Source organism: Pseudomonas sp. 1 R 17, from assembly GCF_900067035.1.
Taxonomy (GTDB): Bacteria; Pseudomonadota; Gammaproteobacteria; order Pseudomonadales; family Pseudomonadaceae; genus Aquipseudomonas; species Aquipseudomonas marginalis.
This window is the reverse complement of record NZ_FKLB01000038.1, coordinates 65,918-77,570: the sequence shown is the minus strand read 5'-3', so window position 1 is coordinate 77,570 and position 11,653 is coordinate 65,918. Positions and strand designations below refer to the sequence as shown.

At 63.2% G+C, this 11,653-nt stretch carries 12 protein-coding genes; 7 read left to right on the top strand and 5 right to left on the bottom strand.

Features of this window, described 5'->3' with window-relative positions; all coding sequences use genetic code 11:
* Nucleotides 1-41: 41 nt before the first annotated feature.
* Nucleotides 42-554, top strand: a complete 513-nt coding sequence (locus tag BFP99_RS13890) for a glycine cleavage system protein R (RefSeq protein ID WP_027605957.1) — start codon at nt 42-44, stop codon at nt 552-554.
* A 222-nt stretch (nt 555-776) separates the two neighbouring features.
* On the opposite strand, the gene rarD is transcribed toward BFP99_RS13890, so the two are convergent.
* The 5 genes from rarD to BFP99_RS13865 form a co-directional block, all read right to left on the bottom strand.
* A complete protein-coding gene (gene rarD / locus BFP99_RS13885) occupies nt 777-1,661 on the bottom strand; it encodes an EamA family transporter RarD (RefSeq protein WP_065947471.1) in 885 nt (294 codons plus the stop codon).
* Between the two features lie 188 nt (nt 1,662-1,849).
* Nucleotides 1,850-2,824 (bottom strand): serine/threonine protein kinase, encoded by a 975-nt coding sequence (locus BFP99_RS13880; RefSeq protein WP_065925421.1) that lies wholly within the window; start codon nt 2,822-2,824, stop codon nt 1,850-1,852.
* A 165-nt stretch (nt 2,825-2,989) separates the two neighbouring features.
* A complete protein-coding gene (locus BFP99_RS13875; protein ID WP_065947470.1) occupies nt 2,990-4,888 on the bottom strand; it encodes a PhoX family protein in 1,899 nt (632 codons plus the stop codon).
* A 79-nt stretch (nt 4,889-4,967) separates the two neighbouring features.
* On the bottom strand, nt 4,968-5,732 hold the full coding sequence (locus BFP99_RS13870) for a TOBE domain-containing protein (protein ID WP_065925419.1): 765 nt from the start codon (nt 5,730-5,732) through the stop codon (nt 4,968-4,970).
* A 52-nt stretch (nt 5,733-5,784) separates the two neighbouring features.
* Nucleotides 5,785-6,522: a ComF family protein gene (locus BFP99_RS13865; RefSeq protein ID WP_065925418.1), complete on the bottom strand. Its 738-nt coding sequence runs from the start codon at nt 6,520-6,522 to the stop codon at nt 5,785-5,787.
* 93 nt (nt 6,523-6,615) lie between these two features.
* On the opposite strand from BFP99_RS13865, the gene bioB reads away from it, so the two are divergent.
* The 6 genes from bioB (at nt 6,616) to BFP99_RS13835 (ending at nt 11,493) form a co-directional block, all read left to right on the top strand.
* On the top strand, nt 6,616-7,671 hold the full coding sequence (gene bioB / locus BFP99_RS13860) for a biotin synthase BioB (RefSeq protein ID WP_065925417.1): 1,056 nt from the start codon (nt 6,616-6,618) through the stop codon (nt 7,669-7,671).
* Nucleotides 7,672-7,717: 46 nt separating this feature from the next.
* Nucleotides 7,718-8,899 (top strand): 8-amino-7-oxononanoate synthase, encoded by a 1,182-nt coding sequence (gene bioF, locus BFP99_RS13855; protein WP_065925416.1) that lies wholly within the window; start codon nt 7,718-7,720, stop codon nt 8,897-8,899.
* On the top strand, nt 8,892-9,623 hold the full coding sequence (locus BFP99_RS13850; protein ID WP_065925415.1) for an alpha/beta fold hydrolase: 732 nt from the start codon (nt 8,892-8,894) through the stop codon (nt 9,621-9,623). Before bioF ends, BFP99_RS13850 begins: the two co-directional genes overlap by 8 nt.
* Nucleotides 9,616-10,428: a malonyl-ACP O-methyltransferase BioC gene (bioC, locus tag BFP99_RS13845; protein WP_065925414.1), complete on the top strand. Its 813-nt coding sequence runs from the start codon at nt 9,616-9,618 to the stop codon at nt 10,426-10,428. The genes BFP99_RS13850 and bioC overlap by 8 nt, the downstream gene beginning before the upstream one ends.
* A complete protein-coding gene (gene bioD, locus BFP99_RS13840; RefSeq protein ID WP_065925413.1) occupies nt 10,425-11,105 on the top strand; it encodes a dethiobiotin synthase in 681 nt (226 codons plus the stop codon). The genes bioC and bioD overlap by 4 nt, the downstream gene beginning before the upstream one ends.
* Nucleotides 11,106-11,211: 106 nt before the next feature.
* On the top strand, nt 11,212-11,493 hold the full coding sequence (locus BFP99_RS13835) for a pyrroloquinoline quinone biosynthesis protein PqqE (RefSeq protein ID WP_065925412.1): 282 nt from the start codon (nt 11,212-11,214) through the stop codon (nt 11,491-11,493).
* The last annotated feature ends 160 nt before the right edge of the window (nt 11,494-11,653 follow it).

The window sequence follows — 11,653 nt, the reverse complement described above, 5'->3', positions numbered from 1 at the left end:
CCCCGGGTCCACCTTGTAGATTGAATTCAGAGGGCTTCGCCATGGACCATCTTGTACTCACTATTATCGCCGCCGACAAACCCGGCCTGGTGGAACGCATCGCGCAGAACATTGCGGCCCACGGCGGCAATTGGCTGGAAAGCCGAATGGCGCATATGGCCGGGCAGTTCGCCGGGATCCTGCGGGTCAGCGTGCCTGCCGAGAGTCGTCAGGCCTTGGTGGGGGCTTTGGAGGATTTATCCACACACGGTATTCGCGTGCTGGTGGGCGAGGGCAGCAGTGGCCAGGCATCGGCGTCCAAGTCGATTGTGATGACGCTGCTGGGCAACGACCGTTCGGGCATCGTGCGCGAGATCACGGCGCTGTTGAGCAAACAGGGTGTCAACCTGGAGCGCTTGAGCACCGATGTACGCCCGGCACCGATGAGCGGTGATCCGCTGTTCAGCGCCGAGGCGTTGTTGCAGGTGCCATCGAGCTTGTCCTTGGAGGCGTTGCAGGAATCCCTGGAAACCCTGGCGGATGATCTGATGGTGGAACTGCACAGCGAGGAATAACCACCCTCAAGGTTATGCATGGAAATCTTGCATGGACCTGTGGATAACCTGTAGAGACCCGGCGCCAGGCCACGTCCACCGGGCTTCTCCGCCAGCTGAGCAAAAAACGAGCAGTTTCAAGGGCTTGTGCACAAATGACGGGGACCAGGTTGTGGGTAACCTTGGGGTGGATCTCTGCAAGCCAGGCCGGCTGGGGCTTGCAGAGGTTTGTACGTTATTTGATCAGCGTTTGCGCACGCTCAACCAGGCATCGACGCTGTAGACCACCAGCCCGGCCCAGATAAAGGCAAAGGCGATCAGCGTGCTCGCTGCCAGGTGCTCACCGAACAGCAGCACCGCTTCCAGCAACACCAGGGTCGGTGCCACATACTGTAAAAAGCCCAAGGCGGTGTAAGGCAAATGCCGTGCTGCGGCGTTGAAGCACACCAACGGGATCAACGTCACCGGACCGGCCGCCACCAGCCACCAGGCTTCGGATGTGCTCCAGAACGCCAGTTGCGCACTGTGGGCCGACGGGTTGAACAACAACCAGGCCACCGCAATCGGCACCAGCATCCAGGTCTCCACCACCAGCCCCGGCAGCGCCTTGACCGGCGCCTGCTTGCGGATCAGGCCGTAGAAACCGAAGGTCAGCGCCAGTACCAACGATACCCACGGCAAGCTGCCCACCTGCCAGACCTGTTGCGCCACACCCACTGCGGCCAGCCCCACGGCCACCCATTGCAGGCGACGCAGGCGCTCGCCGAGCAACAGCATGCCCAGCAGCACATTCACCAGTGGGTTGATGTAGTAACCCAGGCTGGCTTCAAGCATTCGCCCGCTGTTCACCGACCACACATAGGTCAGCCAGTTACCGGCGATCAACGAACCGCTGAGGGCCAGGATTGCCAGGCGCTGGGGGTTGTCGCGCAGTTCGCGAAACCAGCCGGGGTGCTTCCACACCATCAGCAGCAAACCACCGAACAGCGCCGACCACAGCACCCGGTGCACGATGATTTCGGCGGCGGGCACACTGGCGATGGCTTTGAAGTAGAGCGGGAACAGACCCCAGATGACATAGGCGCTCAGGCCCAGGATGTACCCCTTGCGGGGGTTGGCGGCTTGCATGCGTAATCCTTGCTTAGGCAGCTAACAAAGCGCGATTGTAAGGATATTTGTCAACCAATGGGATTACCCTTCTGTAGGAGCGAGCTTGCTCGCGAAGATCGTTAACGATAACGCGGGCATCCTGACTGCACGCGGCGCCCTCAGGGTTTTCGCGAGCAAGCTCGCTCCTACAGGAGCGAGCGGCGATTTCAGAAGAGTTTGAGGGGTTCTTCGTTGAGCGCTGAGAGTTGCTCGCGCAGCGCCAGCACCTGGTCGCCCCAATACCGCTCGCTGCCGAACCACGGGAAGCTGTGGGGGAACGCCGGGTCATCCCAGCGCCGTGCCAGCCACGCGCTGTAGTGCATCAGGCGCAACGCGCGCAGCGGCTCGATCAGCGCCAGTTCACGCGGGTCGAAGTCGTGGAATTCCTGGTAGCCGTCCATCAGTTCCGACAGCTGGCCCAGGCATTCCTGGCGATCACCGGCGAGCATCATCCATAAGTCCTGCACCGCCGGGCCCATGCGGCAGTCGTCGAGGTCGACGATGTGGAACATCTCATCGCGGCACATCATGTTGCCGGGGTGGCAATCGCCGTGCATGCGGATGTTCTTGTGCGGCGTGGCTTTGTACACCTCTTCCACGCGCTTGAGCAGGTCGCGGGCCACGGACTCGTAGGCTGGCAGCAGGCTCTTGGGAATGAAATTGCCTTCGAGCAGGGTAGTGAGGGAGTCGTGGCCGAAGTTCTTCACACCCAAGGCTTCGCGGTGTTCGAACGGGCGGGTAGACCCCACGGCGTGCAAACGGCCGAGTAGCTGACCCAGACGATACAGCTGGTCAAGGTTGCCCGGCTCCGGCGCACGGCCGCCACGGCGGGGGAACAGGGTGAAGCGGAAACCTTCGTGTTCGAACAGGCTTTTGCCGTTATGAATCATCGGCGCGACGACCGGCACTTCGCATTCGGCCAGTTCGAAGGTGAAGCGGTGTTCTTCAAGGATCGCGTCGTTGGTCCAGCGCTGGGGGCGATAGAACTTGGCGATCAGCGGCTCGGAGTCTTCGATGCCCACCTGATACACGCGGTTTTCGTAGCTGTTGAGCGCCAGGACGCGAGCATCGCTGAGGAAACCGATGCTTTCGACGGCATCGAGCACCAGATCAGGGGTGAGGGTTTCAAACGGATGGGCCATGGGAACTCCTGCGGGCAGCAGGGCGCCGCTTCCGGCCGAGTATGGTACCGCTGTAGGAGCGAGCTTGCTCGCGAAAAACCTGAGCGCGCAGTGGAGTGTCAGGTTCCGCTGCGTTATCGCTGACGATCTTCGCGGGCAAGCCCGCTCCTACAGTGGGGCGGTCTATCAGGCACCGACAATCCCGCCATCATCCCGCCGAATCGCCATCACCGAGGAGCGCGGCTTGCCATTCGGCAGATGCTCCGGCCAGGTCGAACCCCCGGTTTCACCCGGGTGCTGGATCCCCACAAACAGGGTTTTCTGATCCGGCGAAAAGCTGATCCCCGTCACTTCACAGGCCACCGGCCCAACCATGAAGCGGCGGATTTCGCCGGTCGCCGGGTCGGCGCAGAGCATCTGGTTGTTGCCCATGCCGGCGAAGTCGCCCGCGTTGCTGTAGTCGCCGTCGGTGAGGATCCACAGGCGCCCGGCCTTGTCGAAACCCAGGCCATCGGGGCTGTTGAACATGTTCTGCGGGTTGATGTTGGACGATCCGCCCTTGGGCTTGCCGGCGTGCACGCCAGGGTTGCCGGCCACCACAAACAGGTCCCAGCTGAAGTCCGCGGCGCCATGGTCATCGGCGTTGGCCTTCCAGCGCAGGATCTGGCCGTAGACGTTTTTCTCACGCGGGTTGGGCCCGCCCACCGGTTGGCCGTCTTCGCCGCGCTTGGCGTTGTTGGTCAGGGTGCAGTAGACCTGGCCGTCGGTGGGGCTGACCACGATCCATTCCGGGCGGTCCATGCGCGTGGCTTTGACCACACTGGCGGCCAGGCGCGCGTGGATCAGCACTTCGGCCTGGCTGGCGAAGCCGGTGCTGGCGTCGATGCCGTTTTTGCCATGGGTCAGCTCGACCCATTGCCCTTTGCCCTTCGGATGATCGGCGTTGCCATCGCCCGCATCGAAGATAGCCACGTACAAGGTGCCGTGGTCGAGCAGGTCTTTGTTGGCCTTGGGGCTCTTGTGGTTGATCTTGTCGCGGCTGACGAACTTGTAGATGAACTCGCCGCGCTCGTCGTCGCCCATGTACACCACGGCGCGGCCGTCACGGGTTTGCGCCAGGGCGGCGTTCTCGTGCTTGAAGCGGCCCAGGGCGGTGCGTTTTGCCGGGGTGGATTGCGGGTCGAACGGGTCGATTTCCACGACCCAGCCGTGGCGGTTGAGTTCATTGGGGTTCTTGGCCAGGTCGAAGCGCGGGTCGTGCAGGTGCCAGTTGATCTCTTTGCTGGCGGCCACCACGCCGTAGCGTTTCTGCCCGGCATCGAACGCTTGCTGGGGGTTGCTGCTGCCAAAGCAGTCGGTGAAGTTCTCTTCGCAGGTCAGGTAAGTGCCCCATGGGGTCTGGCCGTTGGCGCAGTTCTGGAAGGTGCCGAGGGCTTTTTTGCCGGACTTGTCGGCGCTGGTTTTCAACCATTCGTGGCCGGCGGCGGGGCCGCTCAGGCGGATCGGCGAGTTGCCGTGGATGCGCCGGTTGTAGCGCGAGTCCTGGACGAACTGCCAGGTATCGCCCTTGCGCCGCACTTCGATCACCGACACACCTTCACTGGCCTGGGCCTTGTGCACGTCTTCGGCCGATTGCGGCGCGCCGCCGTGGGCGAAGAGGTAGCGGTAGTTGGTGTATTCGTTGTTGATTGCCATCAGCGCGCGGTTGTCGTCGCCGGGGAAGGCGAACAGGCTCATGCCGTCGTTGTTGTCGCCGAACTGTTGTTCCTGGGCTTTGGCGGTGCCGTTGCCGGACGGGTCGAAGGCCGGCGCGCTCTTGTGCAGCGGCTGGCCCCAGCTGATCAGCACCGAAGCGCTGTAGCCCGGCGGCAGGGTGATGGTGTCGCTGGTGGCCGCAGCGATGCTGGTAAAGCCCAGCAGCGGGCTGGCGGAGGCGGCGTTGACGGCCAGGGCGCTGCGGCTCAGCAGGTTGCCACCGAGGAACATCGCCGCACCGCACAGGGCGCCGGCACCGATGAAGCGGCGGCGGGTAAGGCCGACCATCTGTTCGAGGTCGGTGGCTTGGTTTTCTTCTAATAGGTTCATGTCAGGCTCCCTGCGGTTTTTGCAGACACCATAAGGAGCGGGCGTGACGAAATTGTTGCAGTTTGAAGAGCTACTCGGCTCAGACCGGCGTGCCGAGCAGCACATTGCTGGCGGCAAACTGCACTTGGAGCGTCCTGCCAGCGGCGGCGCCCAGGGCCTCGAGCGCGGCGGGCTGCGCCAAGGCGCATAAAACCTGGCCATTGGGCAGGGCGATGCGCACTTCGCTGGGGCCGTCCTCGGCGGCGAGAATCGCGTCTACGGTCCCGCTCATGCAATTGTGTCCAGGTGTTGCAGGTTTGTCGGGCGCCAGCAATTCCAGCCAGCCGGCCTTGATCAGCGCAACGACTTCCACGCCGACTTCCAGCTCCAGCCGTTGCGTACTGTCATGGGTGATTTGCGCCGCCAGGGTCAGCCCTCCGGCGAGCTGCAAGTGAATCAGGTCGTTGCGGCCACGCTGTTCAATCGCAATGACCTGACCATGCAACTGGTTACGGGCGCTGGTGCGCAGCATCAAGCGGCCGAGCAGGTTGAAGTCGCTGGCGGCCTCGTCCGAGCCGAGCACTTCGGCCTGCAACACTTGCAGGCGCTGGTAGAGGCGCAACACCCGTTCACCCTCGGCCGTGAGTTTGGCGCCGCCGCCGCCCTTGCCGCCGACACTGCGTTCGACCAAGGGTTTTTGCGCCAGGTTGTTCAGCTCGTCGATGGCGTCCCAGGCGGCCTTGTAGCTCAAGCCCGCACTTTTGGCTGCGCGGGTGATGGAGCCCTGCTCGGCGATATGCCCCAGCAGGGCGATACGCTGGGGGCGGCGGACAATATGTTGGCTGAGCAGCGTCGGTAGGGACATGGGCATTCGCTGTGGTGGGATGAGCGGACGTTGCGGCCGCGAGGCATGAGAGTCAAGTGCCAGGCTTTGGCGTGCGGGCCAGGCAGTACACGTCTACCTGTCGCGCGCCGGCGTTGATCAATAACCGCGCCAGGCTGTGGGCGGTGGCGCCGGTGGTGAGCACGTCGTCCACCAGTGCCAGGTGGCGGCCGCGCACCTCGGCACCCGGGGCCAGGGCGAAGGCGTTGAGCAGGTTGCGCTTGCGCGTCTTGGCGTCGAGGGCTTGCTGCGCGACGGTTTCATAAGGGCGTAGCAATAGATGTTCATCGTGGGGAAGGTCGAGGTCGACGCTGAGCCAGCGCGCCAGCATCAGCGCCTGATTATAGCCCCGTTCACGCAGGCGCCTGCGGGCCATGGGCACTGGCAGCAGCATGTCCGGGCGGGTGAGTGAGTGGTTGTCGAAGCGATGTTGCAAGTAGTGCCCCAGCAAGCGCCCCAGCATATGCCCGAGGGGCCAGCGTGCCTGGTGCTTGAAGCGACTGATCAGGGTGTCCACCGGAAAGCTGTAGGTCCAGGGGGCGATCACGTGTTTAAAGGCGGGCGGTTGTCTCAGGCACTGGCCGCAGACCAGGCCGTCCATCGCCAAAGGCAGGGCGCAGATTTCGCAATGCTCCATCAGCCAGGGCAGCTCGGTTTCGCAGACGTTGCAGACACAGTCGGCGGTTTCAGTCGTCTCGTCGCAGATTAAACATGTCTGTATGTTTTTTGACCAGATGTAAACTTCGTGTTTGTAGCTTGGTTGACAGTGCATGAATCTTCCTTAAATATGCCGAGCATCCGTGTCGTGTCTGTGGGTATTGCCCCTTCCCGCAGCGCTTGCCAAAGCATAATCAAGGAATCGCCCATGAGCGCCAGCACCACCGCCACCTTGCGTCACGATTGGTCCTTAGCCGAAGTCAAAGCGTTGTTCGTGCAGCCGTTCAATGACCTGTTGTTCCAGGCGCAGACCGTGCACCGCGCGCATTTCGATGCCAACCGTGTACAGGTGTCGACCCTGCTGTCGATCAAGACCGGTGCCTGCCCGGAAGATTGCAAATATTGTCCGCAGTCGGGCCACTACAACACGGGCCTGGAAAAAGAAAAGCTGATGGAGGTGCAGAAGGTCCTCGAAGAGGCCGCTCGCGCCAAGGCCATCGGTTCGACCCGTTTCTGCATGGGCGCCGCCTGGAAACACCCGTCGGCCAAAGACATGCCTTATGTGCTGCAGATGGTCAAAGGCGTGAAGGCCATGGGCCTGGAAACCTGCATGACCCTCGGCCGTCTCGACCAGGACCAGACGGCAGCCCTGGCCCAGGCCGGCCTGGATTACTACAACCACAACCTGGATACGTCGCCGGAGTTCTACGGCAGTATCATCACCACCCGTACCTACAGCGAGCGCCTGCAAACCCTGGCCTATGTGCGTGAGTCGGGGATGAAGATCTGCTCCGGCGGCATCCTTGGCATGGGCGAGTCCCTTGATGACCGCGCCAACCTGCTGATCCAGTTGGCCAACCTGCCGGAGCATCCGGAGTCGGTGCCGATCAACATGCTGGTGAAAGTCGCCGGCACACCGTTGGAAAATGCCGAGGACATCGACCCGTTCGATTTCATCCGCATGCTGGCCGTGGCGCGCATCCTGATGCCGCAATCCCATGTGCGCCTGTCGGCGGGGCGCGAAGCGATGAACGAGCAGATGCAGGCCCTGGCGTTCTTTGCCGGTGCCAACTCGATCTTCTACGGCGACAAACTGCTGACCACCGCCAACCCTCAGGCCGACAAGGACATGCAACTGTTCTCGCGCCTGGGCATCCTGCCGGAAGCCCGTGAAGAGCATGCGGATGAAGTGCACCAGGCGGCCATCGAACAGGCGTTGGTGGAGCAGAAGAGCAGCGAGCAGTTCTATAACGCCGTTGTTTGATTCCCATATGTTTTGACCGAGTTGCACCTGCCACCCCGAGGCCTGCATGTCTTTTGATCTCTCCGCGCGCCTCGCTGCCCGCCGTGCCGAACACCTTTACCGTCAACGCCCGCTGCTCCAGAGCCCCCAAGGCCCGGCGGTGGTGGTTGACGGTCAACCCCTCCTGGCATTCTGCAATAACGATTACCTGGGCCTGGCCAATCACCCGCAAGTGATCGAGGCCTGGCGCGCCGGGGCGTCCCATTGGGGCGTGGGCGGCGGTGCCTCGCACTTGGTGGTGGGCCATTCCACGCCGCACCATGAACTGGAGGAGGCGCTGGCCGATCTCACTGGCCGCCCGCGTGCGCTGCTGTTTACCACCGGCTACATGGCCAACCTCGGTGCGGTCACGGCGTTGGTGGGGCAGGGCGATACGGTGCTGGAAGACCGTCTCAACCATGCCTCGCTGCTGGATGCCGGCTTGCTGTCCGGTGCGCGCTTCAATCGCTACCTGCACAACGATGCGATCAGCCTGGCCAAGCGCCTGGAGAAAGCCACCGGTAATACGCTGGTGGTCACCGATGGTGTGTTCAGCATGGACGGCGACCTGGCCGACCTGCCGGCACTGGCCCGTGCAGCCAGGGCCAAAGGCGCCTGGTTGATGGTGGATGATGCCCATGGCTTTGGTCCGCTCGGCGCTAATGGCGGCGGGATCGTCGAGCATTTCGGCTTGAGCCAGGACGACGTGCCGGTATTGGTCGGCACCCTGGGCAAAGCGTTCGGCACGGCGGGCGCGTTTGTCGCGGGCAGTGAGGACCTGATCGAAAGCCTGATCCAGTTTGCCCGGCCGTATATCTACACCACCAGCCAACCGCCGGCGCTGGCCTGCGCCACCCTGAAAAGCCTGGAGCTGCTACGCACCGAACATTGGCGGCGCGAGCACCTCGACCGCCTGATTCGTCAGTTTCGCCAGGGCGCCGAGCAGCTTGGCCTGGACTTGATGGACAGCTTTACACCGATCCAGCCGATCCTGATCGGCGACAGTGCCAAGGCCGTGCGACTGTCGCAGATGCTGCGTGAGCGGGGCCTGATGGTCACGGCGATCCGCCCACCCACCGTACCCGCCGGCAGCGCGCGTTTGCGCGTGACCTTGACCGCAGCCCACAGCGAGGCGCAGGTACAGCTATTGTTAAACGCATTGGAAGAGTGTTTCCGCTTGTCTGGTGCCACGGAGCCCGACCATGCGTGATCGACTGATCCTGCTGCCCGGCTGGGGTCTCGGCGTATCACCGCTGGAGCCTTTGGCCGCCGCCTTGCGTGGCCTGGACGCACACCTGCAGGTGCAGGTCGAGCCATTGCCGGCGCTTGCTTCCAGCGACCTCGATGAATGGCTCGACGAACTCGACGCTACCCTGCCCGACAACGCCTGGCTGGGCGGCTGGTCCCTGGGCGGCATGCTCGCTGCCGAACTGGCGGCGCGGCGCGGCGAGCGTTGCTGCGGCTTGCTGACCCTGGCGAGCAACCCGTGCTTCGTCGCACACGACGGCTGGCCCCATGGGATGCCCGCCGCGACCTTCGATGCGTTCCTGGCCGGCTGCCATGCCGACTCCCAAGTCACCCTCAAGCGCTTCGGCCTGTTGTGCGCCAAGGGCGCCGAGGACCCGCGGGGGCTGTCGCGCCTGCTGGTCAGTGGCGCGCCGCATTCAGCGTCCAGCGTGTTGATGCCCGGTCTGGAACTGCTGGCCCAACTGGATACCCGCGAAGCCTTGCTGGCTTATCGCGGCCCACAGTTGCACCTGTTCGCCGGCATGGACGGATTGGTGCCCGCCGAAGCCGCCAGCGACCTGCTGAGGCTGCTGCCGGATGTGGAAATCGGCCTGATTGAACAGGCTGGTCACGCTTTTCTTCTGGAAGACCCCCACGGTGTGGCGGGGGCCATCCAGGCTTTTTTGCATGAGTGCGTCGATGACTGATTTATCCCATCCCTCCCTGCCGGGCGCCTTGCCGGACAAACGTCAGGTGGCGGCGTCGTTTTCCCGTGCGGCGGCCAGTTACGACAGCGTCGCCGAGTTGCAGCGCGCCGTAGGGCATGGGCTGCTGGCCCGGCTGCCATCAGCGTGTGCGCCACGGCACTGGCTGGATATGGGCTGCGGCACGGGTTATTTCAGCCGTGTGCTGGGCGAGTTGTTGCCCGCCAGCCAAGGTGTGGCGCTGGATATTGCCGAGGGCATGCTTAACCATGCCCGGCCTTTGGGTGGCGCACATCATTTTGTCGCGGGTGATGCAGAACGCTTGCCGCTGAAAGCCGAGAGCTTCGAGCTGCTCTTCTCCAGCCTGGCGGTGCAGTGGTGTGCGAACTTCGAGGCGGTGCTCAGCGAGGCCTATCGCGTGCTGCAGCCGGGTGGCGTGCTGGCGTTCGCCAGTTTGTGCGTCGGGACGCTGGATGAGTTGCGCGAAAGCTGGCGGGCGGCGGATGGCCTGGTGCACGTCAATCGCTTCCGCACTTTCGAGGCGTACCAGCAGTTGTGCGCGGCCAGCGGTTTGCGCGTGGTCAGCCTGGAGCGACGTGCCCATGTGCTGCATTATCCGGATGTGCGCAGCCTGACCCATGAGCTCAAGGCGCTCGGTGCGCACAATCTCAATCCGGGCCGCCCGGGAGGGTTGACGGGCCGTGCGCGGATTGTTGCACTGGTAGACGCCTACGAGCAGTTCCGTCAGGCCGAGGGACTGCCGGCCACTTATCAAGTGGTGTACGCCGTCCTGGAGAAGCCCCTATGAGCGCCGCCTATTTCATCACCGGCACCGATACGGATGTCGGCAAGACCACTATCGCCGCCGGCCTGTTGCACGCCGCTCGGCTAGCCGGCAAAAGTACTGCGGCGGGAAAACCCGTGGCTTCCGGCTGCCAGGTCACGGCCAAGGGCTTGCGCAACGCCGATGCCCTGGCGCTGCTGGCCGAATGTTCATTGCCGTTGAGTTATGCCGAGGTCAACCCGGTGGCGTTCGAACCCGCCATCGCGCCCCATCTGGCCGCGCGGGAGGCCGGCGTCGCGCTGACGGTGCAGTCGTTGTTGAAACCCATGCAGCAGATTCTGGCGCGTCAGGCGGATTTCACCCTCATCGAAGGCGCAGGCGGTTGGCGTGTGCCGTTGGCTGACCAGGACAACCTGTCGGACCTGGCCATGGCGCTGCAACTGCCGGTGATCCTGGTGGTGGGCGTGCGCCTGGGATGCATCAGCCATGCCTTGCTCACCGCCGAAGCCATCGCCCGGGACGGTTTGCCCTTGGCCGGTTGGGTGGCGAATATCATCGACCCCAAGACCTCTCGTCTGGAAGAAAACCTCGCCACCCTGGCCGAGCGTTTGCCCGCGCCATGCCTTGGACGAGTGCCCAAGCTCAAGCACGCCGGCGCCGAGGCGGTAGCTGAGTACCTGCAACTGGACCTGCTTGACTGATTCTGGCTATCGGCAAGGCATTATGCCATTAGTGTTTTTAACGGGCTTTTTGCCAGTATGTCTGCTTCAATTCAACTTCACGATTCTCTAAAGGCAGGTTGAAGCCATGGACATCTCTGGCAGCAGCGCGTTTTACTCGGGGCTGAGCACCATTCAGGCCGGGCAGAGCCGTGTCGACCAGGCCGCCGGCAGGATTGCCAGCGCCGCGACCACCCAGCCGTCGGACGCACAGCGCGACCGGTTGCAAGCCAATGACCGCGCCCAGCCGACGAACTCGGCGAGCAATATGGTTGAAATGGCCCAAGGCAAGTTTCAAGTGGAGTTGGGCGCCAAGGTCGCCAAGGCTTCAGACGAAATGCTCGGTACCCTGATCGACACCTTCGCTTAACCCCTCTTTCGTACGACCGGCTTCTTCCTGGGGCTGGTCGCCTTTGCGCAATCCTCCATTTTCTTCTGAACACCTTGTGGCATCCCGCCGCAGGCCCCGCCATGCCTGCCATTGACCCCCGTCATGACAAACGGTGTCTGGACGACGCTTGACATCCCCA

Coding starts and splice junctions, on each gene's coding strand:
- BFP99_RS13890 (WP_027605957.1), top strand. CDS start 42: ATGGACCATCTTGTACTCACTATTATCGCCGCCGACAAACCCGGCCTG.
- rarD (WP_065947471.1), bottom strand. CDS start 1,661: ATGCAAGCCGCCAACCCCCGCAAGGGGTACATCCTGGGCCTGAGCGCC.
- BFP99_RS13880 (WP_065925421.1), bottom strand. CDS start 2,824: ATGGCCCATCCGTTTGAAACCCTCACCCCTGATCTGGTGCTCGATGCC.
- BFP99_RS13875 (WP_065947470.1), bottom strand. CDS start 4,888: ATGAACCTATTAGAAGAAAACCAAGCCACCGACCTCGAACAGATGGTC.
- BFP99_RS13870 (WP_065925419.1), bottom strand. CDS start 5,732: ATGTCCCTACCGACGCTGCTCAGCCAACATATTGTCCGCCGCCCCCAG.
- BFP99_RS13865 (WP_065925418.1), bottom strand. CDS start 6,522: ATGCACTGTCAACCAAGCTACAAACACGAAGTTTACATCTGGTCAAAA.
- bioB (WP_065925417.1), top strand. CDS start 6,616: ATGAGCGCCAGCACCACCGCCACCTTGCGTCACGATTGGTCCTTAGCC.
- bioF (WP_065925416.1), top strand. CDS start 7,718: ATGTCTTTTGATCTCTCCGCGCGCCTCGCTGCCCGCCGTGCCGAACAC.
- BFP99_RS13850 (WP_065925415.1), top strand. CDS start 8,892: ATGCGTGATCGACTGATCCTGCTGCCCGGCTGGGGTCTCGGCGTATCA.
- bioC (WP_065925414.1), top strand. CDS start 9,616: ATGACTGATTTATCCCATCCCTCCCTGCCGGGCGCCTTGCCGGACAAA.
- bioD (WP_065925413.1), top strand. CDS start 10,425: ATGAGCGCCGCCTATTTCATCACCGGCACCGATACGGATGTCGGCAAG.
- BFP99_RS13835 (WP_065925412.1), top strand. CDS start 11,212: ATGGACATCTCTGGCAGCAGCGCGTTTTACTCGGGGCTGAGCACCATT.